Here is a 24,995-nt window from a genome sequence, read left to right on the forward strand (position 1 = left end):
CGGGCACGTGTCGCGGCACGCCCGGCGCGGAAAGATCAACAGACACGGCGCAAAGCCGGTTGGGAGAGGAACGATGGCTGGTTACGATTACGTCATCATCGGCGGCGGTTCGGCTGGTTGCACGCTCGCGGCGCGGCTGAGCGAGGATCCGGCGGTGAGCGTCTGTCTGCTCGAGGCGGGCGGCGCGAACAAGGAACTGATGGTTCGCATGCCCGCCGGCGTGGGCGGCCTCATCAAGGCCAAGGGCAAGCACAATTGGGGCTTCTGGACCCAGGCCGAGCCGCATCTCGACAATCGCCGCCTGTGGTGGCCGCGCGGCAAGGGGCTAGGCGGGTCGTCCTCGATCAACGGCATGGTTTATACCCGCGGCCATCCGCAGGATTTCGACGAGTGGCGACAGCTCGGCCTCACCGGCTGGTCCTGGGATGATGTGCTCCCCTATTTCCGGCGGCTCGAACGCCATCACCGCGTCGATGATCTTCACGGCAGCGACGGGCCGCTGGCGATTTCCGCCGGCGAGAGCGACAGCCCGTTCCATGATGCGCTTGTCGAGGCCGGCCGCCAGGCCGGCTACGCCGCGTGCGACAATTTCAACGGCGCGAACCAGGAAGGCTTCGGCCGCTATGACCTCACCATCTCGAACGGGCAGCGCTGGTCCACTGCCGCCGCCTATCTTCGGCCGGTGCAGCATCGCCGCAACCTGACCGTTATCACCGACGCGCGGACGAGCGGGATCGTTGTCGCTGGCGGACGCGCCGTGGCGGTGAACTATGTTCGCGGCAATCGCGTCGAGCGCGTGGAGGTGGACGGCGAGGCGATTCTGTGCGCGGGCGCGGTGCAAAGCCCGCATATCCTGCAGCTATCCGGCATCGGCAACGCCGCGCAGCTTCGCGACGTCGGCGTGCGGCCAGTGCATGATCTGCCGGGCGTCGGCGAGAACCTGCAGGACCACCTCGACATTATCATGAGCTGGTACAGCCAGGGGCTGTTGACCGCGTTTTCGCAGACCAAAGGGCTTGGTCAGTTGCGCGTCGGCCTGAACTATCTGTTGCGCGGCAAGGGCTTGGGGCGGCAGCAATTCCTAGAGTCAGGGGCCTTCATCTGCTCGCGCGAGGGCCTGTCGCGGCCCGATGTGCAAATCCACGGCGTGCTCGCGATCATGAAGGATCACGGCAAGACTCGCGTGCCGGCCGACGGCTTCTCGCTTCACCTCTGCCAACTTCGCCCCGAAAGCCGCGGGCGGATCACGTTGGGATCGACAGATCCGACCGCCGATCCGCTGATCTATGCCAATTATCTCGCCAGCGAAGTCGATCGGCGTGTGATGCGCGATTGCGTCCATATGGGCCGCGAGATCGCCTATCAGGCGGCGCTCGATCCGTATCGCGGCGCGGAATATGCGCCGGGGCGTGAGGTGCAGTCGGATGCGGAGATCGACGCCTGGGTGCGGGCGAATGCCGAGACGATCTACCACCCCGTCGGCACGTGCAAGATGGGCAGCGATGGTGACGCCATGGCAGTGGTCGACGAGAGGCTGCGGGTGCGCGGGCTCGACGGGCTGCGCGTGGTGGATGCGTCGGTGATGCCGACGCTGGTAGGGTCGAACACCAACGCGCCGACGATCATGATCGCGGAAAAAGCCTCCGACATGATCCGCGGTGTGGAGGCGAAAACGGCGTTGGCGGCCTGATACTCCCTCTCCCCACGAGGGAGAGGGCCGGGGTGAGGGCCTGTCCACGGGAGCGTCGGTCTCGGTGAGACACCACCCTCCCCCAGCCCCTCCCCCAAGCGGAGGGGAGCAAGATGGGACTAGCGGCTCAGTGCTGCCACGCCGGGAAGTTCGCGGCCTTCCATCCACTCCAGGAACGCGCCACCAGCAGTGGAGACAAAGGTAAAGTCTTCCGCCACGCCGGCGTGGTTGAGTGCTGCAACCGTATCGCCGCCGCCCGCAACCGAGACGAGGCTGCCGTCGACCGTCAGCGCCCCGGCGGTCTTCGCCAGTGCCACGGTGGCCGTGTCGAACGGCGGCGTCTCAAACGCCCCGAGCGGGCCGTTCCACACCAGAGTGCGGCAGTTCTTGAGCACGTCTCCCAGCGCCTCGACCGCGGCCGGTCCGACGTCGAGGATCATCTCGTCCGCGGCAACTTCGTGGACGTTGACGGTGCGCGTCGCCGGGTTCGGCTTGAACTCGGTGGCGACCACCACATCATAGGGCAGATGGACGGTGCAGTTTGCACGATCGGCGGCTTCGAGGATCTCCTCCGCCGTGCCGGTCAGGTCATGCTCGCACAGGCTCTTGCCGACATTCACGCCGCGTGCGGCGAGGAAAGTGTTGGCCATCCCCCCGCCGATAATGAGGTGATCGACCTTGCCGACGAGGTGCTTCAGCACATCCAGCTTGGTCGAAACCTTGGCGCCGCCGACCACCGCCGCGACCGGATGCTCGGGCTCACCGAGCGCCTTCTGAAGCGCGTCGAGTTCTGCTTCCATCGCACGACCGGCGAAGGCGGGCAGCTTGCGCGCGAGGCCCTCCGTCGAAGCGTGCGCACGGTGCGCAGCGGAGAAAGCGTCGTTAACGTAAAAATCGCCAAGCGCAGCAAAACGATCGACCACGGCCGGGTCGTTCTTTTCCTCGCCGCCGAAGAAGCGCGTGTTCTCCAGCACCGCGATGTCGCCGGGCTGAAGCGTCGCGACATTCGCCGCGTCGCCTTCCCAGTCGACGAAGCGCACCGGGCGGCCGAGCACCGCCTCATAAGGCTTCACGATCTGCGCCAGCGACATGTCCGGCGTCGGCACCCCCTTGGGCCGGCCGAAGTGCGCGAGAATCAGGACGATCGCGCCCTTGTCGGCGAGTTCACCTACCGTCGCGACCGTGGCGCGAAGGCGGGTGTCATCCGTCACTGCCCCATCGGCGAAGGGGACGTTCAAATCCTCTCGGACGAGAACTCGTTTACCGTGGACGTCGCCCATGTCGTCGAGCGTTCGGAATGACTTGGCCATGTTTCCTCGATCCTGATCTCATCACCGGCGGCAATGCGGCCGCCCTGTATCACCTTTGCGCAGGCGCCGCCCCGCCAGTCGGGCGTGAGCGCAGCCTCCAGCCCCGGCGCGATCGCCTCCATGCGTGCGCAAGGATCATCCTCGCCGGTCACTTCGAGCACCACGTCGCGGCCGATCCGGATGCGCGCGCCGGGCACCTGCGGCAAGTCGATCCCATCGACCAGCAGGTTCGCGCGGCGTTCCTGCCACGGGATGTTGCGGCCGATCTCGGCCGTCGCCGCGTCCCAGTCTGCACGCTCGATGAGCGTCACTTGGCGCTTGTAGGGCTTGCCCCTCACGCCGCCGCGAAAATCGCCAACGACACCGCCTTCAAGCGTGACATCGGCAGCGTCCAGCACCTCCATCGGCGCCTTGGAGCGCGCATGGCGGGCGATGCCGAGGAGGATGCCGGTGGTCATGTCAGTCACCTGAGCGGAAAGCGTACCTACGTCGATACACTCGCTTCGTCATCCCGGACTTGATCCGGGATCCATGGTGCCGCGAGCGCCGCGCTTGGTTGATCAAGCGCCAGCGCCCGCGGATGGTTGGATCCCGGGTCACGCCCGGGATGACGAGCGACAGCAAGCGGGGTCGTTTACCCCAGCTTGGCCATCGCCGTAGCGGTGTCGACCATGCGGTTGGAGAAGCCCCATTCATTGTCGTACCAGCTGACGACGCGGACGAGCTTGCCGTCGATCACCGCCGTCTCCAGGCTGTCCACCGTGGACGAATAGGGCGTGTGGACGATGTCGATCGACACCAAAGGCTCGTCGGTGAAGTGAAGCACGCCCTTCATCGGGCCTTCCGCCGCCGCCTTGAGCAGCGCATTCACTTCCTCGACGCTGGTGTCGCGCTTCGGCGTGAAGGTAAGGTCGACGAGGCTGCCGTCCGGAGTCGGCACGCGGATCGCCGAGCCGTCGAGCTTGCCCTTCAGTTCCGGCAGCACTTCGCCCACCGCGCGCGCGGCGCCGGTGGTGGTCGGGATCATGCTCATCGCCGCGGCGCGGGCGCGGCGCAGGTCCGGGTGGATCTGGTCGAGGATCTTCTGATCGTTGGTATAGGCGTGAACGGTGGTCATCAGGCCGCGCTCGATACCCACCGAATCGTTCAGCACCTTGGCAACCGGCGCCAGGCAGTTGGTGGTGCACGATGCGTTCGACACGATCGTGTGGCCGGCCTCCAGCTTGTCGTGGTTCACGCCATAAACGACGGTCAGGTCGACGTTCTTGCCCGGCGCGGAGATCAGCACCTTCTTGGCACCGGCGGCAATGTGCTTCTCGCACGAGGCGCGGTCGGTGAAGAAGCCGGTGCATTCCAGCACCAGATCGACGCCCAGTTCCTTGTGCGGCAGGTTGGCGGGATCGCGCTCCGCCGTCACGCGGATGCGCTTGCCGTCGATCACCAGATCGTTACCCTCGGCCTCAACGGTGCCGGGATATTTGCCATGAACGCTGTCGCGGCTGAACAGCCAGGCGTTGGACTTGGCATCGGCGAGATCGTTGATCGCCACCAGCTCCAACTCGCTACCGCGCTCCAGCAGGGCGCGTGCCACCAGGCGGCCGATGCGCCCGAAACCGTTGATCGCAACCTTCGTCATCTCGCCCGAGTCTCCCCTCGCATTCAATCTTGCGCGAGCCTTTGCGCGACGGACGGGCGACGCGTCAACCATGGCAGACATGTCAGGGGCGGACCCGTCAGGGTCTTGCCGTCTTCCCTGCGCGACCCTACTCCATTGGCATGACGGATAGTGACGCTGTGACGCGGATCCATGCCGCGATCAGGCGCATCGAAGCGGCGGCGCAACGCCGCGACGCGGAAGAGGCCGATTTGCGCCAACGCCACGCCGCGTTGCGAGACGAAGTGTCGCGCGCGATCGCAGACATGGATGCGCTCAGCCCGCAGGACGCCGGCTGATGGCGCGTGTCACCCTCGATATCGGCGGCACGCACTGGACGGTGAACACGCGCGACGGCGGCGAGGCCGAGGTGCGGCGGCTGGCCGCGATGGTCGCCGACCGCTGGCCGCAGGCGATCCGCGCGGCGGGCGATGGCGGCACGCCGCAGGCGCTGCTGCTGGTTGCGCTGATGCTAGCGGACGAGTTGACCGAGGCGATGGCGGCGCAACCCGACACCAGCCTGCTCGATCAAGTGGCGGAACGGCTCGAAACTCTTGCCGAGGCCCTTGAGCGCGGGCCCGCAAGCGCCTAGATTGTCGGTGACGGGTACTGCCCGGTACGAGCTAGACTTATCCCTGAGGCTATTCATCATCCAAGGGGGCTGTCCCTGCCCAGACCCTGGTCTGACGTACATGGTCCCCACCTGACGTATTGGGCGTCAGTGGATATCCCGGCAAACGGCCATGGCGGTCCCGTCACCCCCCGCCCCTGACAAGAGCGCGCTACGCGCCGCAGCGCGCGCTGCCCGCGCGGCGCTGGGTGAATCGCGTCCGGTAATCGCGCCGCGTCCGGAGCTGCTGTCCTTGCTGGCGCCCGGCCTGACGATCGCAACCTATGCGCCAATGGGCGGCGAAGCAGATCCTGCACCCCTCGCCAGCGCGGCGGTAGCAGCGGGTTGCGCGCTCGCTCTGCCCCATGTGATCGATCGCCCCACCCCGATCCGCTTCCTGCGCTGGCGCGAGGACGATGCGCTGGTGGCCGGGCCGTTCGGGCTGCAACAGCCCGTCGACCACATGGAGGAGGTTGCACCGGACCTGATCCTCACCCCGCTGGTAGCCTTTGACCGCACGCTTGCACGGCTTGGCCAAGGCGCGGGGCACTACGATCGCGCCTTCGCCCGCTACCCGGCCGCGCATCGCATCGGGGTTGCCTTTTGCGTGCAGGAAGTCGATCGCCTGCCGACCGACCCGTGGGACATGCCGCTCCACGCCATCATCACCGAACGCGAGTGGATCACCGCATGAACCCGTCATGGCGCAAGCCGGTGGGGATGCTCGCCATCCTCCTCCTGATCACCATCTGGTGCGCGCTGATCGTCAGCTTTTCCGCAACGATCGGCGGCTGGCATCCGGTGGCGCAACTCGTCTTCTATCTGGTGACGGGGATCATCTGGATCACCCCGCTCAAGCCATTGCTGCGCTGGATGGAGACCGGACGCTGGCGGTAACGGCGCGCTATCATCCAAGGAGGGAATTGGCCTGTTCGTGGACGAAAGAAGCGCGGGAAACCTCTTCGACTAGCTCACTTCGGACCGCGAAGTATCTGGCGCAGTCCACCGGCTCTCGCTGCGTTCAGGTGTTCCAAGGCGCAAGCCATGTTCGACGTCGGGCCGTACGCATACGGCAATCGCCACGATACAACTAGCGCTGGTGTGAAGCCCGCATTTCAGGAATTCAGCGGATCGGTGGGCCCTAGCAAGTTGATCGCTTCCTGAACGCGAATGGCGGCAAAGCTGAGCGCACGGACGGACAAATCATCGGCATCGGAATCGGCCGCCAGGGAGTCAAGACAACCAAGCACGGCGACGAGCATGCCGACGCATTCACTCGCCGTCTTCGATCGATCCATATGCGCCATGTCGCTCATTTTGCGGTCGCTCCGACGATCGTACCTTGTTTAGCCTCGATCTGCCGACGCATCCTTCCCCGATGCGTGGTGCCGACAGACCCTACTTACCTTGCGGCAAAACGTCGATCGAAATCATAACACGTGTCAGTATGTGATAGAAAATTCCGTCCGAAGAAGGAGCAATATCGCGGCCGGCGGTTGATGTTCCGCATTTGTTCTGCGATGATCCCCATCGGAGGCGATCATGGCGAAACAGCGGCCGCAGCGCGGGGCCACCACTAACCTGGTCAGCACGCGTTTCAACCTGCGGCAGCGGGAGGCAGATGGCGACTGGCTCGACCAGCGCGACGAGGTGGATGGCGCCCCGTCGCCGGTCCGAACAAGTGTGCAGCCGCTTCGTCCGCGCACGATCATTTCGTACAACAAGAGCCCGGATGTCCCGTTCGACCGCAGCATCAATCCGCTTGTCGGATGCGAGCATGGCTGCATCTATTGCTTCGCCCGCCCGAGCCATGCCTATCACGACCTGTCACCGGGACTTGATTTCGAGACCAAGCTGTTCGTGAAGCCCGATGCGGCAGCGCTGCTGCGCGAGGAGCTGCGCAAGCCGGGCTATCGCTGCGCGCCAATCGCGATGGGGACGAACACCGATCCTTATCAGCCGATCGAGTCGCAGTGGCGGGTGACGCGCGCGATCATCGAAGTGCTCGCCGCGTGCGACCATCCGGTGATGATCACCACCAAATCCGACCGGGTGGTACGCGATCTCGATCTGCTGGCGCCGATGGCGGCCAAGGGGCTGGTGGGCGTGGCAATTTCGGTCACCTCGCTCGACACCCGGATCGCGATGACGATCGAGCCGCGCGCGCCGCATCCCGAGCGGCGGCTGAAAGCGGTGCGGCAGCTGAGCGACGCGGGCGTGCCGACTTATGTCAACATGGCGCCAGTGATCCCGGCGATCACCGATCATGAGGTGGAGACGATCGTCGCCCGCGCCGCCGCAGCAGGGGCGCGCGGCGTGTCGTTCATTCCGGTGCGGCTGCCGTGGGAGGTGGCCCCGCTGTTCCGCGCGTGGCTCGACGAACATTTTCCCGAACGCGCGGGCAAGGTAATGGCGACGATCCAGTCGCTGCGCGGGGGCAAGGACAATGATCCGGGGTTCTTCTCCAGAATGCGTGGGCAAGGGCCCTGGGCCGAGCTGCTGCGCACGCGCTTCCAGATCGCGCGGCGGCGGCACGGCATCGAACGCATCGGCGAGCGGATGCAGCTGCGCACCGACCTGTTCCGGCCACCGCCCGGGCCGCAGGGGGAGCTGTTCTGATGGACGGGGAAGCTCCCCTGCTTGACGTCACCTTTGCCGGCGCGGTGATCGAATGGCGCGGGCCAGCGCCGTTCTTCTTCGTCGCTTTGCCCGAGGAGGAAGTGGTGGGGGTGCGCGCGGCGGCGCGGGTGGCGAGCTATGGCTGGGGCGTGGTGCCAGTCACCGCGACGATCGGCGACACGGTGTTCGCGACGTCGCTGTTCCCGCGCGATGGCGGGTATCTGCTGCCGCTGAAGGATGCGGTGCGGCGAGCGGCGGGGGTGACGCTGGGGAATGAGGTGGTCGTTCGGATGCGGATCGAAGCGCGGGAGCGACCGCTTCGTTGATGCCTCCCCGGCGCAGGCCGGGGGTCCAGTTGGAAAGCGTTGGTGATGGTCGTCTCGTCTTTTTAGCAGCGTTCCCCAACTGGACCCCGGCGTGCGCCGGGGAAGTGTTGAGTGAAAGGCGATGCAAGCCCCTCCACTTCAGGGAAGGGGCTTTTGCGACCGGTTCAGAAGCGGGTGGAGGCGCCCAAGAACAGGGTGGCGCGGTCGGCGTCGCCGCTGAAGCCGATGCGGGTGCCGGCATCGAACATAAAGTTTTCGCCGAGTTCCAGCGTAAAGCCGGTCGAGGCGATCGCCTGATAGCGGCTCTCGATCCCCGCCGGCGCGCCGCGCGGCAGGATGCCGACATATTCGACATAGCCGCTCACCGGACCGGCGATCGCATGGCCGAGCGTGGCGCTATGGAGCAGATCGACGCCATAGCCGCGCTTCTCGTCGTGATAGACGACATCGGCCTCCAGCATCGCGCCGAAGCTGAACTCGCCGGGCAGATCGGCGGCCATGGGCACGACCACCCCGCCCTCGACATGGCCATTGGAAAGGCCGCCGGTGCCGGTAGGCAGCTTCACGAACGGCATCACTGCAAAGGCGGTGCGATCGTGATCATTGCCTTGCAGGTTGATCTTGAGCCGGACCAAGGTCTCGTCGCCGAAGCCGCTGGTGATCTCGCCTTGCTCATCGACGCGCTGATAAGGCGTGAAGAGCAATTGCAGGTCCATGCTGTCGTTGAGCCCGAGCTTCAGGTTCACCGGCAGCACGTCCAGCGTGCGGCTGCGATCGCGCGCCAGCGTATATTCGGCGGCGCTTAGCTCGATCTGCACATGGCCGGCGTCGACCGTATAGGGGCTTTCAGTCGTGTCCGGGCGATCGGTGCTGAATTCGTGCAGCTCCGCGCGGGGTGTCGGATCGAACAGGCTGTGCCGCTCGGGCAGAGCCGCGTCCGCCTGCGCGGGCTCGGCGGCGAGAAGGAGCAAGGCCGTCAGCATGCCGCGCCCCTAGCCCACCAGCGCCAGCCGCGCCTCGGACTGGCGCAGCTCCACGGCGGTGACGCCGGGCAAATCCTCGATGCGATGCACCAGTTCGAGATCGAGCAGGAAATCGCGGCCGAGCAGCAGCTTGGCCTCACCCTCGGAAAGCGGCGTGCGCACGATCACTTCGCCGCGGGCGCCGCGCTGATGCTCCAGCAGCCCGGCAAGCGCGGGCATCGCCGCGGCGTCGGCCACACATACCTCGATCACGAACCGCGCCAGCGAGGCGAGCGTCTCGAACGGCTGGATCCGCTTGACGGACACGCGCGGCGTTTCCTCGCCCGGGCGTCGATCCAGCTCCACCGTGGCCAGCCCGCAACCGCCTGCCCGCGCGGCCTCCTCCAGATCGGCGGCGACGGCATCATCGAAGCAGGTGGCGACGAACTGGCCGCTCTGATCGCTTAGCGTCGCCATCATGTAGCGCTTGCCACGCGCCGAGGTGCGCCACCGCGCGTCCTCCACCAGCACCGCCATGGTCGCGCCGGCGCGGGTGCCGTCGTCTGGGATCGCAAGCTCGGCGAGCGCGGTGTAGAGCCGCGCGCCGTGGCTCTTGGCGAGATGCGCGTGCCGATCGACGGGGTGCGCGGAGAAATAGAAGCCGAACGCTTCCTTCTCCTGCTCCATCCGCTCGGACATGCTCCAGCGCGCCGATTGCGGCAGCTTGATCGCGTCGCCGGCCGGCTCGGCATCGCCGAACAGGCCGCCCTGCCCGCTCGTCTTCGCCTCATGCGTGCGCGCGGCGACGGCCAGGATCGTCTCCGCCACCGCATAGACGCCGGCGCGGTTGGGCTCGATCGCGTCGAACGCGCCCCCGGCGGCGAGCGTTTCGAGCTGGCGCTTGTTGATGAGCCGCGGATCGACGCGGCGGGCGAGATCGTCGAGCCGGGCGAACGCGCCGTTCGCGTCACGCTCGGCGACGACCTTCTCCATCGCGCCCTCGCCGACCGACTTGAGCGCGGCGAGCGCGTAGCGGACCGCCGGCCCTTCCTCGTCCACCTCGACGTCGAAATCGGCCTGGCTGCGGTTGATGTCGGGCGGCAGGCACCGCACGCCCAGCCGCCGCATGTCGTCGCAGAAGATCGCGAGCTTGTCGGTCTGATGGATGTCATAGGCCATCGACGCGGCGAAGAATTCGTGCGGGTAATGCGCCTTCAGCCACGCGGTCTGGTACGCGAGCAACGCATAGGCGGCGGCGTGGCTCTTGTTGAAGCCATAGCCGGCGAACTTGTCGATCAAGTCGAACAAGGCGTTGGCGCGATCGGCGGGGATCTGGTTGTGCTCGGCACAGCCCGCGACAAAGGTCGCGCGCTGCGCGTCCATCTCCGCCTTGATCTTCTTGCCCATCGCGCGGCGCAGCAGGTCCGCGCCGCCCAGCGAATAGCCGGCCAGCACCTGCGCCGCCTGCATCACCTGTTCCTGATAGACGAAGATGCCGTAGGTTTCGGACAGGATGGGTTCGAGCAGGGCATGCGGATAGTCGATCGCCTCCGTCCCTTGCTTGCGGCGCCCGAACGACGGAATGTTGTCCATCGGGCCGGGGCGATAGAGCGAGACGAGCGCGACGATGTCGCCGAAATTGGTCGGGCGCACGGCGGACAGCGTGCGGCGCATGCCCTCCGATTCCAGCTGGAACACGCCCACCGTGTCGCCCTTCTGAAGGAGCGCATAGACGCCCTCGTCATCCCAGCCGAGCGCGTCGAGATCGACGCTGATGCCGCGCTTCTCCAGCAGCGTCACCGCACGCTTCAGCACCGACAATGTCTTGAGGCCGAGGAAGTCGAACTTCACCAGCCCCGCGCCCTCGACATATTTCATGTCGAACTGCGTGACGGGCATGTCGGAACGCGGGTCGCGATACAGCGGCACGAGCTGCGACAGCGGTCGATCGCCGATCACCACGCCGGCGGCGTGCGTCGAGGAGTGGCGCGGCAGGCCTTCCAGCTGCATCGCCAGATCGAGCAGGTGGCGGACCTGATTGTCGTTGGCGTATTCGCGGTGGAGCTCCGCCACGCCGTCGATCGCGCGCTTCAGCGTCCAGGGATCGGTCGGATGGTTGGGAACCAGCTTGGCGAGCCGATCGACCTGGCCATAGCTCATCTGCAACACGCGGCCGGTGTCCTTCAGCACCGCGCGCGCCTTCAGCTTACCGAAGGTGATGATCTGCGCCACCTGATCGCGGCCGTACTTTTCCTGCACGTAGCGGATCACCTCGCCGCGCCGGGTTTCGCAGAAGTCGATGTCGAAGTCGGGCATCGACACGCGTTCCGGATTGAGGAAGCGTTCGAACAGCAGCCCATGCTCGAGCGGATCGAGATCGGTGATGGTCAGCGCCCAGGCGACCACCGATCCGGCGCCCGAACCACGGCCAGGCCCGACCGGAATGTCATGCGACTTCGCCCATTGGATGAAGTCCGCGACGATCAGGAAATAGCCGGGGAATCCCATCTGGATGATGACGTCGAGTTCGAAATCGAGCCGCTTGCGATAGGCGGCCTGCCACTCCGCTTCTTCTCCCCTCCCGCTCGCGGGAGGGGTCGGAGGAGGGCTTGTCGACACAGCAACGCCATCGCCTGTGGACACGCCCTCCCCTAGCCCCTCCCGCGAGCGGGAGGGGGATTGTGCCCGCAACTCCGAAATCCGCTTTAGCCGCGCGGTCAGCCCCTCGTGCGACAGCTCGCGCAGCATCGCCGCCTCACCCTCGCGGTCGCCGGCAAGGCTCGGCAGGATCGGCTTGCGCTTGGGTGCCGCCACGGCGCAGCGCTGCGCGACCACCATCGTATTGGCGATCGCTTCGGGCAGATCCTCGAACAGCGCGATCATCGCATCGGCGGGCTTCATCCATGCATCGGGTGAGCTACGCGGGCGGTCCTCGCTTTCGACATAGGTCGAATTGGCGATGCACAGCATGGCATCATGCGCGTCGCCGAATGTATGCTCGGCAAAGCAGCACGGATTGGTGGCGACGATCGGCAGCCCGCGATCATAGGCAAGGTCGAGCAGCGCCGCCTCGGCACGTTCCTCGATAGCGTCGTTGCGGCGCGCCAGCTCGACATAGAGGCGATCGCCGAACAGCGCGCTCAGCCGATCGGCATAAGCCGCGGCACGCGCCGGCTGGTCCTCGGCGAACAGGCGGGCGAGCGCCCCCTCCCCGCCGGCCGTCAGCGCGATCAGCCCGCCGGTGAACTGCGCCAGCGTCTCGAAGCCGACATGCGGCGCCAAGTCGATCGGACGATCAAGGTGCGCGCGGCTGACCAATTCGCACAGATTGTCATAGCCGCGCTCGTCCTGCGCATAGAGCGCCAGCCAGTCGACGATTGGCGCCACTCCATCGGGCATGTCGGGCCGCGCCACGCCCAGCATCGTGCCGATGACCGGCTGCACGCCCTCCCCGAAGGCCGCGTCGGAGAAGGCCATCGCGGCGTACAACCCGTTGCGATCAGTCAATGCCGCGGCGGGAAAGCCGAGCTTGGCCGCACGTTTGGCGATCGCCTTGGGCTCGATAGCCCCGTCGAGCATGGTGTAGGACGAAAAGATGCGGAGGGGCACGAACCCGGAATGCGGCATCGCCCGATCCTACGACGGCGCGCGTGATTCGACCAGCGGAACCGCACCCCGGCCGATCCGTTCGGCGGGCAAAGACAGAAGGGCGCGGCCATGACCGATACGATGCGGAGCGACACGCCGACGACTGGCGCCGGCTGGGGCTGGATCATCGCCTACGGTGTTCTGTCGATGCTGTTCGGGCTCGCGGCGTTGCTCTGGCCGTTTCCCGCCACGCTGGCGGCGACGCTGGTGATTGGCGTGGCGTTCGTCTCCTCCGGCGTATTCGCCCTGATCGCCGGTTTTCGCGGCACGGGCGCGGAAAGCCGCGGCTATTCGATCCTGCTCGGCGTGCTGTCGATCATCGCCGGCGTCGTCATGGTGGCGCGGCCGCTGACGGGCGCGATCTCGCTGACCATCGTGGTCGCCGCCTGGTTGCTGGTGCGCGGCGTGGCGGAAATCGCGCTCGGTTTCCGGATGCGGCGGCGGCGCTGGCTGATGGTGGCGCTGGGCGTGGTGAACATCCTGCTGGCGCTGTTCATCATCGGCACCGTGCCCTTCTCCGCGCTGACGCTGCCGGGGTTCATCCTGGGCGTGAGCTTCCTGTTCGGCGGGGTGACCGCGATCATGGCGGGGATAGATCACCGTGCGGGCGCGTCGGCGTTTACGTTTCCTGGGTGAAGGCTCCGTCCGGTACGTTCGTGCTGAGCTTGTCGAAGCACGTGCCAAGCAGCGCAGTCGCCTGGAGCACGCCCTTCGACAGGCTCAGGGCGAACGGAAGAGATCAATCCTGCCCGCCTACAGCAACTTCTCGATATCCTTGCGAATGTCCTCCGGCTTGGTCGTCGGCGCGTAGCGGTCGATCACCTCGCCCTCGCGGTTCACCAGGAACTTGGTGAAGTTCCACTTGATCGCCTTGGAACCGAGCAGGCCGGGCGCATCTTTCTTCAGCTGCTCGAACAACGGATCCGCCTGCGGGCCGTTGACGTCAACCTTGGCGAAGACCGGGAAGGTCACGTCGTAGGTTAGCGAGCAGAAGTTCGCGATCTCCGCCGCATCCCCCGGCTCCTGCGCGCCGAACTGGTTGCACGGGAAACCCAGCACTTCGAAGCCGCGCTCGGCATAATCGCGGTGTAGCTGTTCCAGCCCCTCATATTGCGGGGTGAAGCCGCATTTGGAGGCCGTGTTGACGATCAGCAGCACCTTGCCGCGATGGTCGCTGAGCGACGCGGTGCCGCCATCGGCGGTGCGAACCTCGAAATCGGTGACAGCAGCCATTGGTCCCTCCCCTTTGCTCGCGTGAGGGTGTCGCAATCACGGGCGCGACTCAAGCCGCTTCGATGACGCCCTCATGCAGCCGCACCACCCGGTCCATCCGTGCGGCGAGCCGCTCGTTATGCGTGGCGATCAGCGCCGCCGAGCCTTCCTCGCGCACCAGCCGGAGGAATTCCCCGAGCACACGATCTGCGGTGCTTTCGTCAAGGTTGCCGGTCGGCTCGTCGGCGAGCACCAGCGCCGGGCGATTGGCAAGCGCGCGGGCGACCGCCACGCGCTGCTGCTCGCCGCCCGACAGCTGACTGGGGCGGTGCGTCAAACGGTGGCCGAGGCCGAGTGCGGTGAGCAACGTCGTCGCGCGTGCCTCCGCCACATCCTGCGTGGCGCCATGGATCAGCTGCGGCAGGACGACATTCTCGATCGCGTTGAAGTCCGGCAGCAGGTGATGGAACTGATAAACGAAGCCCAGCCGGTCGCGGCGCACCACCGTGCGGCCTGGGGCGTCGAGCTGCGCGGCCTCCTCGCCCGCGATGCGGATCGAGCCATCGAACCCGCCTTCGAGCAGGCCGACCGCCTGAAGAAGCGTGGACTTGCCCGAGCCGGACGGGCCGAGCAGCGCGACGATCTCGCCCGGTCCCACCGAAAGGTTCACGCCGCGCAAGACGTCGATCGTCTCGCCGCCTTGCGTGAAGCTGCGGGAGAGACCGCGCGTTTCGAGGACCGCCTCACTCATACCTAAGCACCTGCACAGGATCGGTGCTGGCCGCCTTGTACGCCGGGTATACCGTTGCCAGCAGCGTCATCAGCGCAGTGATCAGCACGATGGCGACGATCTCCACCGGATCGGGTTTGGACGGCAGCTCGGTGAGATAGCGGATCGATGGATCCCACAATTCCTGCCCCGTCACGAACTGCACGAAGTTCACCACCGCCTGGCGATAGAAGAGGAACACCGCGCCCAGCACCAGCCCCGCCACGATGCCTAGCGCGCCGATGATCGTACCCACCGTCATGAAGATGCGCATCATCGCGCCCCTTGTCGCACCCATCGTGCGCAGGATCGCGATGTCGCGCGTCTTGGCGCGCACCAGCATGATCAGCGACGAGGCGATGTTGAACGCCGCCACCAGAATGATGATGCACAGCACGACAAACATCGCGACACGCTCGACGGCCAGCGCCTCGAACAATTGCGCGTTCATCTGGCGCCAGTCGCTCACCACCGCGAACCGGCCGACCTTTTCGGCGAGCGGGGCCAGGATCTGGCCGACGCGATCGGCATTCACCGTCTCGACCTCGATCATGCCTACGGTATCGCCGAGCAGCAGCAACGTCTGCGCATCCTCCATCGGCATGATGACGTACGCCTTGTCGAAATCGTACACACCGATCTCGAACACCGCAGACACGGTGTAATTGACGTAGCGCGGCACGGTGCCGAACGGCGTCGTCTGGCCGGCGGGATTGATCAGCGTGATCTCCGATCCGACCGTCGCACCCAGCGATTCGGCGAGCCGCGAGCCAAGCGCGACGCGGCCCGAACCGGGCGTGAGCGAGGCGACCGTGCCGGTGATCACCTTGTTGCCGATCGTGGAATTGCCGCGGATGTCCTCCACCCGCATGCCGCGCACCAGCACCGCCTCCACCCGCCCATTGTAGGTCGACATCAGTGGCTGCTCGACCAGCGGCACCGCGCTGGTGACGCCGGGCGTCGCCTTCGCTTCCTTGATGACGTCGCGCCAGTCGGTCAGCCGACCGCCGATCCCCTGCACCACCGCATGGCCGTTCAGCCCGACAATCTTGTCGAAAAGCTCGGCGCGGAAGCCGTTCATGACGCTCATCACGATCACCAGCGCCGCGACGCCCAGCATCACCGCGCCGAGGCTAAAGCCGGCAACAAGGACGATGAAGCGCTCGCCGCGACCGGGAAGCAGATAGCGCCGCGCGATCATTCGTTCATAGCGCGACAGGATCATGGCCCGGGCTCTATCGGCGCGCCGCCAGGCTGGCAACGGCGCTGTTGCGGAATCGTCACAGGGCGCGCCCAATCGGTTTAGCTGACGTTCATTTTCATGGACGATCGCCAGCCGAGCACCTAGCAACAATGACACTGGCACACAGGCAATGGCCGTGGTTCGGGGAAACGCTTTCCGCCCCGCCTCCTAGATGAGGCGCGCGGGCGAAGGCACAAGGGGGCTGACGAGCAATCGTCACGCAGGCGCCCGGGTCGGAAACGATCCGGGCGTTTGCTTTTTCCGACGAGCCGGACGTGTTGTCGCGCGTAGAAATGATCTTCCGCTGATCCAGATCGTTGTTCGGGCAACGCTGGAGATTACGGTGCGCGTATGGACAACAAGGCTGCGATCCTCGTCATCGATCTTCTCAACACGTTCGACTTCAGTGGCGGCGACGTCCTGAAGCAAGCGGTGGCGGATATGATCGATCCGATCACATCGCTTCGGCAGCAGGCCGCTGCGGCGGATGTGCCGGTGATCTTCGTCAACGACAATTACGGGCGCTGGCACGACGAGCCCCGCGATCTGATCGCCTATGTCGCCGGCGGCAAAGGTGGCGATCTGATCGAGAAGGTGAAGCCAGCGCCTGACGATTATTTCGTCATCAAGCCCGAATCCTCCGGCTTCTACGCCACCACTCTGCCGGCATTGCTGCCGCGGCTCGGCGTATCGCGGCTGGTGCTGATCGGCGTGGCGGCGGACATCTGCGTGTTGTTCACCGCTGCCGACGCCCACATGCGTGAATATGATCTTTGGGTACCGAGCGACCTGGTTGCCTCGCAGCATAAGGAGCGTGCGGGTTGGGCATTGGAGATGATGGAGAACGGAATGAGCGCTGACACGCGCGCGACAACCGATCTTTCACTGGCGGAATGGCTGGCGAGCAAGCCAAAGGTGAAGGCGGGCGGCGGCTGACGGCTGGTGCAACGCGCTACGCGCTGCCACGTTCATGCGCGATGAGCCGGCTTTCCCCCGATGATGATGACGCACGATACATCCGCCGGTTGTTCCTGGCACTGGGCGTCATCGCGCTGGCGACGACGCTTTACTTCACAGGCGATCTGCTGATCCTGGCATTCGGGTCGGTCCTTGGCGCGATCGTCATTCATGCGCTGGCTGAGATTTACGAGGAACGGCTGCGCGTGCCCGCTCGCCCGGCGTTGGGCGCTGCGATCATCACCGTGCTCGCCATCATTGTCTTTCTCGGCTGGCTATTCGGGGTCGAGTTCCGCACCCAGGTCAATGTGCTCGTCACCCGCTTGCCCGACATCCTCCACGAGATCGGCGCCCAGCTCTCCGTGTCGCCCGTTGGTGCCAAGGTGGTGGATGCTGTGCGCGTCGCCTTTGCGGGCAGCCGCGTGGCGCAGGACATCGGAGGGCTGGCCGAAGGAGCCGGTCAGTTCGTGCTCAACGCCCTGCTGGTGCTGGTCGGCGCGATCTTCTTCGCCGTCGATCCCAAGGTCTATGAGCGTGGGTTCCTGCTGCTGATGCCGCCCTCCAAGCGTGCGGCAATGGAGGACGCGTTGCTCGACACCGCCTCCACGCTGCGGCTGTGGCTGCGCGCGCAGCTTATACAGATGACCACCATGGGCGTGCTGGTCGGCATCGGCCTGTGGCTGGTGGGCGTGCCGTCCGCCCCCGCTCTCGGCCTGCTCACCGGCCTTAGCGAGTTCATCCCTTATGTCGGGCCACTGGCCGCCATGGTGCCGGCGCTGGGGCTCGCCGCGACCGAATCCGTCAGTCACGTGCTGTGGACCCTTGGCGTGTTTGCCGCGGTGCGCGTGGTGCAAACCAACTTCATCACCCCCTTCGTCACCAGCCGCGTCGTGGCGATCCCGCCGGCCGTCACCCTGTTCGCGATCCTCGCGATCGGCGCGGTGTTTGGTTTGTTCGGGCTGTTCTTCTCGGCGGCGATGCTGGTGGTGATCTACACGCTCGTACGCAGCCTTTATCTGCGCGACACCCTGGGGGAAGATATCCCGCGCACGCGCCACCGCACCCTTTTCGATTCCGCTGGTCATCGCCGCGACTCGCCGGAAAAGCTGGATTAATGTCTTATTTACCTTTTGCGTTCAGATGTTGAATGGTTAATGGATCGCTTGGGGCGTGACGGTCAGCCGGACGCTCGCAAACGGGGGAATACGGATGCGCGTGCTGCTGATCGAGGACGAGCCGACCACCGCGAAGGCTATCGACCTGATGCTCTCGGCGGAGGGCTTTAATGTCTACTCGACCGATCTTGGCGAAGAGGGCTTGGACCTCGGCAAGCTCTACGACTACGATATCATCCTGCTCGACCTCAACCTGCCGGACATGCACGGCTATGAGGTGCTGAAGAAGCTGCGCGTCGCTCGCGTATCGACGCCGGTGCTGATCCTGTCGGGCGTCAACGAAATGGAATCCAAGGTGCGCAGCTTCGGCTTCGGCGCCGACGATTACGTCACCAAGCCGTTCCACCGCGAGGAACTGGTCGCGCGTATCCAGGCAGTGGTGCGCCGCTCCAAGGGTCATTCGCAGTCGGTGATCCGCACCGGCAAGCTGTCGGTGAATCTGGACGCCAAGACGGTGGAAGTCGACGGCGCCCGCGTTCACCTGACCGGCAAGGAATATGCGATGCTGGAGCTGCTGTCGCTCCGCAAGGGCACCACGCTGACCAAGGAGATGTTCCTCAATCATCTCTATGGCGGGATGGACGAGCCCGAACTCAAGATCATCGACGTGTTCATCTGCAAGCTGCGCAAGAAGCTGAGCATGGCGTGCGAAGGCGAAAATTACATCGAGACGGTCTGGGGCCGTGGCTATGTGCTGCGCGAACTGGACGAGGTTCCCGCCAAGGTCGCCTGAACGACCTGTCGTTTCTCGTGAGAAAGGCTGCGGTGTCGGGGGCACCGCGGCCTTTTTCGTGTGCATGCCGGCACGGAGCCACGACGGCTCCCGGTGATGCGATCGACGCTTCAGCGCCGCGCGACCATTTCGCCGAGGTGATCACGCAGACCAGCGGCATTGGCAGCCCAGGTGAAGCGCGCCGCATGCGCCCGCACCGTTTCCTGCGACGGCGGCGCGGCGAGCAGCTGAGCGATCGCATCGGCAAAGGCTGCAGGGTCGCGCGCCGCGATCCTGCCCGCGCTGGGACCGGTGACGACTTCACCAGCCCCGCCGGCGCTCGTGATGACGATCGGTGTCCCGCAGGCAAGCGCCTCCACCCAGGCATTCGCCAGACCTTCGGAGGCGGAAGCGAGCGCCATCACATCGGCTGCCGCGACCAACGCCGGCAGATCGGCATGCGGCACCGGGCCGAGCACGCGGACACGGTTCTCCAGGCCGGCACGGGCAATCGCTGCCGTGATCGCCGTGCGAGCCGGACCCTCGCCGGCGATCAACAGCGTCGCACCCGGCACGCGTGCGATCGCCTCCACCACGATCTCATGCCCCTTGCGCGGAATCAGCGCCCCCACCGACACGATCAGCGGGCCCATTACGCCGAGCCCCGCCTTTGCCGGTCCTCGATCGACAGGAACGAATCGCTCGAGATCAACCCCCGTATGATGCACGCGGATCCGATCGGCCGGAATGCCGATCGCCACCATGTCGTCACGCATCGCTGCCGACACGGCCAGCAGTCCATCGGCTGATCGCCCCGCTGCACGCACCTGACCAGCGGTTGCCTGCTGATGCCCCCACAAGTGCACGTCGGCGCCGCGCGCCTTTATCGAGACCGGCACGCCATAACGCCGCCCCAGCGCTACCGCCGCCGGCCCGTCCGGGAAGAAGAAGGAGGCATCGATCACGTCAAAAGCGAAGCGCGCCCGTATCCCATCCAACAGGGGGATCAACGCGCGGGTCAGCGCCGCAACATGAAACCGGCCTTGCGTCGCCGGCCACGCGGTGAAGCGCGGGCGATGCACGGCCAGCCCCTTCCACGTCTCCGCAGCGGGGAGCGCCGCCAGCGCGCGATAATGCGGATGCTGCCGCAGCGGCCAGGGCGGTAGGCCGACCGGCGCCACCACTTCAACCTCAACCTCAGTATCCGCTGCCAACCCGATCGTCTGCCGTTCCACGAACACGCCGAAATTGGGCCGCGACCGATCGGGAAACAGGGTGGAAAGCGTCAGGACGCGAAGCATGATCCCCCTCTGGCACGCGTCTGGTTAAGACCATATCGCCATCCGCGTTCTGGCCTCCCCTTTTGCGTCCTGCTACATCGCCGCGATGGGGCACGCGCATCACGGCCATGGGCATTCTCACGGCCACCATCATGGACATGGGCACGACCATCATCACGGGCACGGGCATCATCACCATCCCGCGCCGCCCGCATCATGGGATCGCGCCTTCGCGATCGGCATCGGCCTCAACCTTGTTTATGTGATCGCCGAGGCCAGTGCCGGATTGTGGACCGGCTCGGTCGCGCTGCTTGCCGACGCGGGGCACAATCTATCGGACGTGCTCGGCTTGGCGGTTGCCTGGGGCGGCGCCGCACTGGCGCGCACGCCGCCGTCGAAGCGCTTCACTTACGGGCTGAAGGGTTCGACGATCCTGGCCGCGCTCGCAAACGCGGTGCTGCTGTTGGTCGCGCTCGGCGCGATCGCGCTGGAGGCAACGCATCGCTTCGCCGATCCGGCGCCGGTCCCCGGCCTCACCGTCTCGGCAGTCGCAGCGGTCGGCATCGTCATCAACGGCCTCACCGCCTGGCTATTCGCGCGCGGGCGCAAGGGCGACCTCAATATTCGCGGCGCCTATCTCCACATGCTCGCCGATGCGGCAGTCTCGGGCGGTGTGGTGCTCGCGGGCATTGGCATTTGGCTGACCGGTCTGGGCTGGATCGACCCGATCGTCAGCCTCGTCATCGCCGCGCTGATCTTCTGGCAGACTTGGGGCTTGCTGCGCGAGACAGTGGAAATGAGCCTCGCCGCCGTGCCCCGCGCGATCGACTACGACCGGGTACGGGAGTCGCTCGCGACGCTGCCGGGCGTGGCGCAAGTGCACGATCTCCACATCTGGCCGATGTCGACCACCGAGCCGGTGCTCACCGCGCATCTGCTGATGCCCGCCGGCCATCCCGGCGATGCGTTTCTCGCCAGCGCGCAGGACATGCTCCACCACAACTTCGGCATCGGCCACGCTACGCTTCAGGTCGAAACAGGCGAAGCGCCATGCGTGCTGGAGCCTGCCGGGGCAGTGTAGATCACTGTCGTAAACGCGCTCAAGGCCCCGCGGTGCGGGACCACAGGTTCATCACGATCACGCCCGCAATGATCAGCCCCATGCCGATCATCGCCGCCGCATCTAGCTTCTGCCCCTGCACGATCCAGGCGATGCCGGCGATCAGGACGATACCGACGCCAGACCAGATGGCATAGGCAATCCCTGTCGGAATGTGCCGCAGCGTCAGGGATAGAAAGTAGAAGGCGACGAGATAACCGAGCACCATGATCGCGGTCGGCAGTGGCTGGCTGAACCCCTCCGATTGCTTGAGGAACGACGTCGCAATCACTTCGGCGACGATCGCTATCCCCAGAAAGACGTAGCTCACGCCGCGATCAATATACCCGCGCCACCGCGAACTCGACCGCTTCGATCATCGCGTCCTTCGCCGGGCCGCCCGCGAACGGCGCAATCGCTTCGATCGCCCGCTGGCCATAATGCCGGGCGCGCGCGATCGTATCGTCCACCGCCCGCGTGGCCCGCACCAGATCCACCGCATGCGCGAAATCGGCATCGCTGTCGCGCCGACCTTCGACTGCATCCTTCCAGAACTGCCGCTCTTCCTCATTGCCGCGCGCATAGGCGAGGATCATCGGAAGGGTCATCTTGCCCTCGCGGAAATCGTCGCCTGCGTCCTTGCCCATCGTTCCCGCGTCCGACGTATAATCGATCGCGTCGTCGACCAGCTGGAAAGCGATGCCGAGATTGCGGCCATAAGCGTCGAGCGCCGCCTCCTCCGCCTCGGGCCGCTCGGCAACGACCGCCGCGATGCGGCAAGCGGCGGCGAACAGCGCCGCTGTCTTGGCGTCGATGATCTCGAGATAGCGATCCTCGCCCAGGTCCACGCGCCGCGCGGCGGTGAGCTGGTTCACCTCGCCTTCCGCGATCACGGCGGAGGCGTTGGACAGGATCTTGAGCGCCTTGAGGCTCCCCGCCTCAACCATCAGCTCGAACGAGCGTGAGAACAGGAAATCGCCGACCAGCACGCTCGCCGGATTGCCCCAGATCAGATTGGCCGTGCGCTTGCCGCGGCGCATGTCTGACCCATCGACGACATCGTCGTGCAACAACGTCGCGGTATGGATGAACTCCACTGCGGCAGCGAGACCGTGATGGCGTGAGCCCGAATAACCAAGCAGCCGCGCGCTCGCCAGCGTCAGCATCGGCCGCATGCGTTTGCCGCCGCCGGCGATCAGATGGCCGGCGAGTTCGGGAATCAACGGTATCTCGGATTGCATGCGATCGCGGATCGCGACGTTCACGAGGGTCATGTCGTCGGTGACGAGATCGATCATCGGGTCGAGCGAAGGCTCGGAGCCGGCAAGGCGGTGGACGGTAGCGCTCATCTGAAAGTGCCTCTACGGACGCCGGGCGGGCGCCGCAATGGGCCGTGCAGCGGAGGGCGAGAATGGCAGACGACGTGCTGAAGGGCTATCGCAAGAGCATCGACAATATCGATGCGGCGCTGGTCTGCCTCCTCGCCGAGCGTTTCAAGGTCACCCAGGCCGTCGGCCGGCACAAGGCGGAAGCCGGCCTGCCCGCCGCCGATCCCGGCCGCGAGGAACAGCAGATCGCCCGGCTACGCACGCTGGCGGAAGAAGCGGAACTCGATCCCGAATTCAGCGAGAAGTTCCTGCGCTTCATCATCGACGAAGTGATCCGCCACCACCGCCAGATGCAGGGGTGAGAAAATCCGCCTCTCCCCTCGGGGGAGAACGTGGGGGTGAGTGGCGACGAAATCCCCCTCCCGCTTGCGGGAGGGGTTAGGGGTGGGCCTGTCAACAAGCGACCGGCACGCAAACACGCCCACCCCCAGCCCCTCCCGCAGGCGGGAGGGGGGAAGAACTCACTTCCCCGTGAACACCGCCGGCCGCTTCTCCAGGAAGCTCGCCATACCCTCGCGGAAATCCTGGCTCTGAAACAACGGCAGCAGCTGAAGATAGACATGCTGCACATGGGTATCGAAGGTTTCTTCCATCCCCATCCGCATCAGCCGCTTGGCCCCCTGCACCGCCATCGGCGCATTGGCGGCGATCTCCAGCGCGATCTCACGCGCTCTCGCGGCGACCTGATCCGCCGGCACCACTTCGTTGACGAGGCCTTCCTTGAGGCAATCCTCCGCCGATAGCGTCCGCCCGGTGAAGATGATCTCCGCCGCCTTTGCCCAGCCGAGCATCCGCGGCAGGAACCAGGTCCCGCCCGATTCGGGCAAAATACCGCGCTTCACGAACGCCGCGGCGAGCTTCGCTTCCGCCGCCATCACGCGAATGTCGCAACCAAGCGCCATGTCCATGCCATAGCCCGCAGCCGAGCCGTTGAGCGCCGCGATCACCGGCTTGTCGAGCGCGTGGAGCACCGTCGGCGGCGTATTGCGCAGGTCGATCGTCGCACCGAACGTCGCGGAGGACGAACCGATCCCCTCCCCCTTCTGCGCCGCATTGAGATCGAGCCCCGCACAAAAGGCGCGCCCTGTGCCGGTCAGCACGATCACCCGCGCCTCGCGATCCTCGCCCGCGCGCACCAGCAGGCGGGTCAGCTCGTCGAGCATCGGCCCGGAAATGGTGTTCATCCGCTCCGGCCGGTTCAGCGTCAGCGTGGCGACGCCTTCGGAGACTTCGTAGGTAACGTCCTCGCTCATCCTGTCCTCTCCTCTTTTCCCTCGCCACCCCGGCCTTGAGCCGGGGTCCCGCTGCCTTCGGGCGCTTCGAGAAGAAGCGGGACCCCGGAACAAGTCCCGGGTGACGGGCTAATTACTTCCTGAGCCTCACGCCGCCCGCGCCATCCGCGCGACGGTCGCCTCATATTCCGCCATCGTCTCGTCGAAGATCTGCGCCACCGGCTTCACCTCACGGATACGTCCCGCGACTTGCCCGGTCAGCGCGATCCCCGCCTCCAGGTCACCGCCGAAATACACCGCCTGTGTATCCGCGAACTCGCCAAAGATGTTGGGCGAACCCTCCTTCTCGATCCGCGTCGTGCGATCGGTGCGGAGCGCGCGCAGCGCCGGCCCCGGCCCGCTCCGATTGAGGAACACCGTATCGGTCGAATCCGCCTCCACGATCGCCCGCTTCCAATTCTCATGCACCGGGCATTCCGCCGAGGACAGGATGCGCGTTCCCATCAGCACGCCCTCCGCGCCCAGCGCGAAGGCTGCCGCCATCGTCCGCCCGTCCATGATCCCGCCCGCGGCGACCACCGGCACGTCCACGGCCTCGACCACCTGCGGCACCAGCACCATGGTCGACACGTCCTTCGGGTTCTTGAACCCGCCACCCTCGCCGCCCTCGACGATCAGCCCGTCGACACCCGCCTCGACGGCGCGCAGCGCGCCGGCAAGGCTCGGCACGACATGAAACACCGTCAGCCCCGCCGCCTTGAGCATGCCGGTATATTTCATCGGGTCACCCGCCGATGTCGTGACGAAGCGGATGCCCTGATCGATCACGAACTGGACGATGCCCGGATCGCGCACGAACGCCTGCGCGACATTCACCCCGAACGGCTTGGTCGTAAGCTCGCGCATCTTGATGATCTCGGCCCGAACGGCCTCCAGATCACCCGACGACGTCTCGATGATGCCCATGCCCCCCGCGTTCGAGACCGCCGACGATAGGTGCGAGCGCGCGATCCAGCCCATCGCGGCCTGGATGATCGGCTTCTCGATCCCAAGCATTTCGGTGACGCGCGTGTTCAGCGCCATTGGCCCTCTCCCGATTATTTGAATAT

At 65.9% G+C, this 24,995-nt stretch carries 27 protein-coding genes; 13 read left to right on the forward strand and 14 right to left on the reverse strand.

What is annotated here, in order from left to right:
* Positions 1-73 precede the first annotated feature (73 nt).
* Complete coding sequence (locus SPHI_RS13215; RefSeq protein ID WP_076745431.1) at positions 74-1,690, forward strand: choline dehydrogenase; 1,617 nt, start codon at positions 74-76, stop codon at positions 1,688-1,690.
* A 119-nt stretch (positions 1,691-1,809) separates the two neighbouring features.
* Here SPHI_RS13215 and SPHI_RS13220 read toward each other — a convergent pair whose 3' ends face one another.
* The 3 genes from SPHI_RS13220 to gap form a co-directional block, all read right to left on the reverse strand.
* Positions 1,810-3,000 carry a phosphoglycerate kinase gene (locus tag SPHI_RS13220; RefSeq protein WP_076745432.1) on the reverse strand — a complete coding sequence of 397 codons (1,191 nt, stop codon included), beginning with the start codon at positions 2,998-3,000 and terminating at the stop codon, positions 1,810-1,812.
* Positions 2,925-3,458: an MOSC domain-containing protein gene (locus tag SPHI_RS13225; RefSeq protein ID WP_076745433.1), complete on the reverse strand. Its 534-nt coding sequence runs from the start codon at positions 3,456-3,458 to the stop codon at positions 2,925-2,927. Before SPHI_RS13225 ends, SPHI_RS13220 begins: the two co-directional genes overlap by 76 nt.
* Before the next feature lie 176 nt (positions 3,459-3,634).
* Entirely contained in the window at positions 3,635-4,636 is a 1,002-nt protein-coding gene (gap, locus tag SPHI_RS13230; protein ID WP_076745434.1) for a type I glyceraldehyde-3-phosphate dehydrogenase, read from the reverse strand.
* A 158-nt stretch (positions 4,637-4,794) separates the two neighbouring features.
* Here gap and SPHI_RS15030 point away from each other — a divergent pair, with 158 nt between their 5' ends.
* The 4 genes from SPHI_RS15030 (at position 4,795) to SPHI_RS13245 (ending at position 6,161) form a co-directional block, all read left to right on the forward strand.
* Positions 4,795-4,953 (forward strand): hypothetical protein, encoded by a 159-nt coding sequence (locus SPHI_RS15030; RefSeq protein WP_158049718.1) that lies wholly within the window; start codon positions 4,795-4,797, stop codon positions 4,951-4,953.
* Positions 4,953-5,246 carry a cell division protein ZapA gene (gene zapA, locus SPHI_RS13235; protein ID WP_076745435.1) on the forward strand — a complete coding sequence of 98 codons (294 nt, stop codon included), beginning with the start codon at positions 4,953-4,955 and terminating at the stop codon, positions 5,244-5,246. The genes SPHI_RS15030 and zapA overlap by 1 nt, the downstream gene beginning before the upstream one ends.
* Positions 5,247-5,397: 151 nt before the next feature.
* On the forward strand, positions 5,398-5,958 hold the full coding sequence (locus tag SPHI_RS13240) for a 5-formyltetrahydrofolate cyclo-ligase (protein ID WP_076745436.1): 561 nt from the start codon (positions 5,398-5,400) through the stop codon (positions 5,956-5,958).
* On the forward strand, positions 5,955-6,161 hold the full coding sequence (locus tag SPHI_RS13245) for a DUF2842 domain-containing protein (RefSeq protein ID WP_076745437.1): 207 nt from the start codon (positions 5,955-5,957) through the stop codon (positions 6,159-6,161). Before SPHI_RS13240 ends, SPHI_RS13245 begins: the two co-directional genes overlap by 4 nt.
* Before the next feature lie 218 nt (positions 6,162-6,379).
* Here SPHI_RS13245 and SPHI_RS13250 read toward each other — a convergent pair whose 3' ends face one another.
* A complete protein-coding gene (locus SPHI_RS13250; protein WP_076745438.1) occupies positions 6,380-6,580 on the reverse strand; it encodes a hypothetical protein in 201 nt (66 codons plus the stop codon).
* A 226-nt stretch (positions 6,581-6,806) separates the two neighbouring features.
* Between SPHI_RS13250 and SPHI_RS13255 the strand changes: the two genes are divergently transcribed.
* Together SPHI_RS13255 and SPHI_RS13260 are read left to right on the forward strand one after the other, a co-directional pair.
* Entirely contained in the window at positions 6,807-7,883 is a 1,077-nt protein-coding gene (locus SPHI_RS13255; RefSeq protein ID WP_076745439.1) for a PA0069 family radical SAM protein, read from the forward strand.
* Positions 7,883-8,209: a DUF1905 domain-containing protein gene (locus SPHI_RS13260; protein ID WP_076745440.1), complete on the forward strand. Its 327-nt coding sequence runs from the start codon at positions 7,883-7,885 to the stop codon at positions 8,207-8,209. Before SPHI_RS13255 ends, SPHI_RS13260 begins: the two co-directional genes overlap by 1 nt.
* Positions 8,210-8,373: 164 nt before the next feature.
* On the opposite strand, the gene SPHI_RS13265 is transcribed toward SPHI_RS13260, so the two are convergent.
* Positions 8,374-9,192: a transporter gene (locus SPHI_RS13265; RefSeq protein ID WP_076745441.1), complete on the reverse strand. Its 819-nt coding sequence runs from the start codon at positions 9,190-9,192 to the stop codon at positions 8,374-8,376.
* A gap of 9 nt (positions 9,193-9,201) precedes the next feature.
* Positions 9,202-12,798 carry a DNA polymerase III subunit alpha gene (dnaE, locus tag SPHI_RS13270; protein ID WP_076745442.1) on the reverse strand — a complete coding sequence of 1,199 codons (3,597 nt, stop codon included), beginning with the start codon at positions 12,796-12,798 and terminating at the stop codon, positions 9,202-9,204.
* Between the two features lie 90 nt (positions 12,799-12,888).
* Between dnaE and SPHI_RS13275 the strand changes: the two genes are divergently transcribed.
* Positions 12,889-13,455, forward strand: a complete 567-nt coding sequence (locus tag SPHI_RS13275; protein ID WP_076745443.1) for an HdeD family acid-resistance protein — start codon at positions 12,889-12,891, stop codon at positions 13,453-13,455.
* A gap of 117 nt (positions 13,456-13,572) precedes the next feature.
* Here SPHI_RS13275 and SPHI_RS13280 read toward each other — a convergent pair whose 3' ends face one another.
* Genes SPHI_RS13280 through SPHI_RS13290 form a run of 3 tightly spaced genes read right to left on the reverse strand, consistent with a single transcriptional unit; the run spans position 13,573 to position 16,025 of the window.
* Positions 13,573-14,052 (reverse strand): glutathione peroxidase, encoded by a 480-nt coding sequence (locus SPHI_RS13280; protein ID WP_076745444.1) that lies wholly within the window; start codon positions 14,050-14,052, stop codon positions 13,573-13,575.
* A gap of 49 nt (positions 14,053-14,101) precedes the next feature.
* Positions 14,102-14,782 (reverse strand): ABC transporter ATP-binding protein, encoded by a 681-nt coding sequence (locus SPHI_RS13285; RefSeq protein WP_076745445.1) that lies wholly within the window; start codon positions 14,780-14,782, stop codon positions 14,102-14,104.
* Positions 14,775-16,025 carry a lipoprotein-releasing ABC transporter permease subunit gene (locus tag SPHI_RS13290; RefSeq protein WP_076745446.1) on the reverse strand — a complete coding sequence of 417 codons (1,251 nt, stop codon included), beginning with the start codon at positions 16,023-16,025 and terminating at the stop codon, positions 14,775-14,777. The genes SPHI_RS13285 and SPHI_RS13290 overlap by 8 nt, the downstream gene beginning before the upstream one ends.
* A 369-nt stretch (positions 16,026-16,394) precedes the next feature.
* On the opposite strand from SPHI_RS13290, the gene SPHI_RS13295 reads away from it, so the two are divergent.
* The 3 genes from SPHI_RS13295 to ctrA all read left to right on the forward strand — a co-directional run bounded on the left by SPHI_RS13295 (position 16,395) and on the right by ctrA (position 18,908).
* On the forward strand, positions 16,395-16,979 hold the full coding sequence (locus SPHI_RS13295) for an isochorismatase family cysteine hydrolase (RefSeq protein WP_076745447.1): 585 nt from the start codon (positions 16,395-16,397) through the stop codon (positions 16,977-16,979).
* Positions 16,980-17,020: 41 nt separating this feature from the next.
* Complete coding sequence (locus SPHI_RS13300; protein WP_076745469.1) at positions 17,021-18,115, forward strand: AI-2E family transporter; 1,095 nt, start codon at positions 17,021-17,023, stop codon at positions 18,113-18,115.
* A 94-nt stretch (positions 18,116-18,209) separates the two neighbouring features.
* Positions 18,210-18,908, forward strand: coding sequence for a response regulator transcription factor CtrA (ctrA, locus tag SPHI_RS13305; protein WP_076745448.1), 699 nt, complete (start codon positions 18,210-18,212; stop codon positions 18,906-18,908).
* Between the two features lie 110 nt (positions 18,909-19,018).
* On the opposite strand, the gene SPHI_RS13310 is transcribed toward ctrA, so the two are convergent.
* A complete protein-coding gene (locus tag SPHI_RS13310; RefSeq protein WP_076745449.1) occupies positions 19,019-20,188 on the reverse strand; it encodes a glycosyltransferase in 1,170 nt (389 codons plus the stop codon).
* An 85-nt stretch (positions 20,189-20,273) separates the two neighbouring features.
* Here SPHI_RS13310 and SPHI_RS13315 point away from each other — a divergent pair, with 85 nt between their 5' ends.
* Positions 20,274-21,248 carry a cation diffusion facilitator family transporter gene (locus tag SPHI_RS13315; RefSeq protein ID WP_076745450.1) on the forward strand — a complete coding sequence of 325 codons (975 nt, stop codon included), beginning with the start codon at positions 20,274-20,276 and terminating at the stop codon, positions 21,246-21,248.
* Between the two features lie 19 nt (positions 21,249-21,267).
* Here SPHI_RS13315 and SPHI_RS13320 read toward each other — a convergent pair whose 3' ends face one another.
* Complete coding sequence (locus SPHI_RS13320) at positions 21,268-21,597, reverse strand: DMT family transporter (RefSeq protein WP_083719995.1); 330 nt, start codon at positions 21,595-21,597, stop codon at positions 21,268-21,270.
* 7 nt (positions 21,598-21,604) lie between these two features.
* On the reverse strand, positions 21,605-22,615 hold the full coding sequence (locus SPHI_RS13325) for a polyprenyl synthetase family protein (protein WP_076745452.1): 1,011 nt from the start codon (positions 22,613-22,615) through the stop codon (positions 21,605-21,607).
* Positions 22,616-22,677: 62 nt separating this feature from the next.
* Here SPHI_RS13325 and SPHI_RS13330 point away from each other — a divergent pair, with 62 nt between their 5' ends.
* The gene (locus tag SPHI_RS13330; protein ID WP_076745453.1) at positions 22,678-22,956 is read left to right on the forward strand and encodes a chorismate mutase; all 279 of its coding nucleotides are present in this window, start codon (positions 22,678-22,680) and stop codon (positions 22,954-22,956) included.
* Between the two features lie 159 nt (positions 22,957-23,115).
* Here SPHI_RS13330 and SPHI_RS13335 read toward each other — a convergent pair whose 3' ends face one another.
* Both SPHI_RS13335 and SPHI_RS13340 read right to left on the reverse strand, forming a co-directional pair.
* Positions 23,116-23,907 (reverse strand): enoyl-CoA hydratase/isomerase family protein, encoded by a 792-nt coding sequence (locus SPHI_RS13335; RefSeq protein ID WP_076745454.1) that lies wholly within the window; start codon positions 23,905-23,907, stop codon positions 23,116-23,118.
* Positions 23,908-24,033: 126 nt separating this feature from the next.
* Complete coding sequence (locus tag SPHI_RS13340) at positions 24,034-24,969, reverse strand: NAD(P)H-dependent flavin oxidoreductase (protein ID WP_076745455.1); 936 nt, start codon at positions 24,967-24,969, stop codon at positions 24,034-24,036.
* Positions 24,970-24,995 lie beyond the last annotated feature (26 nt).

The sequence above is a fragment of the Sphingomonas jeddahensis genome (assembly GCF_001981525.1).
Classification (GTDB): domain Bacteria; phylum Pseudomonadota; class Alphaproteobacteria; order Sphingomonadales; family Sphingomonadaceae; genus Sphingomonas; species Sphingomonas jeddahensis.

Coding starts and splice junctions, on each gene's coding strand:
- SPHI_RS13220 (WP_076745432.1), bottom strand. CDS start 3,000: ATGGCCAAGTCATTCCGAACGCTCGACGACATGGGCGACGTCCACGGT.
- SPHI_RS13265 (WP_076745441.1), bottom strand. CDS start 9,192: ATGCTGACGGCCTTGCTCCTTCTCGCCGCCGAGCCCGCGCAGGCGGAC.
- SPHI_RS13215 (WP_076745431.1), top strand. CDS start 74: ATGGCTGGTTACGATTACGTCATCATCGGCGGCGGTTCGGCTGGTTGC.
- SPHI_RS13285 (WP_076745445.1), bottom strand. CDS start 14,782: ATGAGTGAGGCGGTCCTCGAAACGCGCGGTCTCTCCCGCAGCTTCACG.
- SPHI_RS13245 (WP_076745437.1), top strand. CDS start 5,955: ATGAACCCGTCATGGCGCAAGCCGGTGGGGATGCTCGCCATCCTCCTC.
- SPHI_RS13325 (WP_076745452.1), bottom strand. CDS start 22,615: ATGAGCGCTACCGTCCACCGCCTTGCCGGCTCCGAGCCTTCGCTCGAC.
- SPHI_RS13240 (WP_076745436.1), top strand. CDS start 5,398: ATGGCGGTCCCGTCACCCCCCGCCCCTGACAAGAGCGCGCTACGCGCC.
- SPHI_RS13290 (WP_076745446.1), bottom strand. CDS start 16,025: ATGATCCTGTCGCGCTATGAACGAATGATCGCGCGGCGCTATCTGCTT.
- SPHI_RS13280 (WP_076745444.1), bottom strand. CDS start 14,052: ATGGCTGCTGTCACCGATTTCGAGGTTCGCACCGCCGATGGCGGCACC.
- SPHI_RS13335 (WP_076745454.1), bottom strand. CDS start 23,907: ATGAGCGAGGACGTTACCTACGAAGTCTCCGAAGGCGTCGCCACGCTG.
- gap (WP_076745434.1), bottom strand. CDS start 4,636: ATGACGAAGGTTGCGATCAACGGTTTCGGGCGCATCGGCCGCCTGGTG.
- SPHI_RS13295 (WP_076745447.1), top strand. CDS start 16,395: ATGGACAACAAGGCTGCGATCCTCGTCATCGATCTTCTCAACACGTTC.
- SPHI_RS13255 (WP_076745439.1), top strand. CDS start 6,807: ATGGCGAAACAGCGGCCGCAGCGCGGGGCCACCACTAACCTGGTCAGC.
- SPHI_RS13260 (WP_076745440.1), top strand. CDS start 7,883: ATGGACGGGGAAGCTCCCCTGCTTGACGTCACCTTTGCCGGCGCGGTG.
- SPHI_RS13310 (WP_076745449.1), bottom strand. CDS start 20,188: ATGCTTCGCGTCCTGACGCTTTCCACCCTGTTTCCCGATCGGTCGCGG.
- SPHI_RS13340 (WP_076745455.1), bottom strand. CDS start 24,969: ATGGCGCTGAACACGCGCGTCACCGAAATGCTTGGGATCGAGAAGCCG.
- SPHI_RS13275 (WP_076745443.1), top strand. CDS start 12,889: ATGACCGATACGATGCGGAGCGACACGCCGACGACTGGCGCCGGCTGG.
- SPHI_RS13330 (WP_076745453.1), top strand. CDS start 22,678: ATGGCAGACGACGTGCTGAAGGGCTATCGCAAGAGCATCGACAATATC.
- SPHI_RS13250 (WP_076745438.1), bottom strand. CDS start 6,580: ATGAGCGACATGGCGCATATGGATCGATCGAAGACGGCGAGTGAATGC.
- SPHI_RS13315 (WP_076745450.1), top strand. CDS start 20,274: ATGGGGCACGCGCATCACGGCCATGGGCATTCTCACGGCCACCATCAT.
- SPHI_RS13225 (WP_076745433.1), bottom strand. CDS start 3,458: ATGACCACCGGCATCCTCCTCGGCATCGCCCGCCATGCGCGCTCCAAG.
- zapA (WP_076745435.1), top strand. CDS start 4,953: ATGGCGCGTGTCACCCTCGATATCGGCGGCACGCACTGGACGGTGAAC.
- ctrA (WP_076745448.1), top strand. CDS start 18,210: ATGCGCGTGCTGCTGATCGAGGACGAGCCGACCACCGCGAAGGCTATC.
- SPHI_RS13300 (WP_076745469.1), top strand. CDS start 17,021: ATGAGCCGGCTTTCCCCCGATGATGATGACGCACGATACATCCGCCGG.
- dnaE (WP_076745442.1), bottom strand. CDS start 12,798: ATGCCGCATTCCGGGTTCGTGCCCCTCCGCATCTTTTCGTCCTACACC.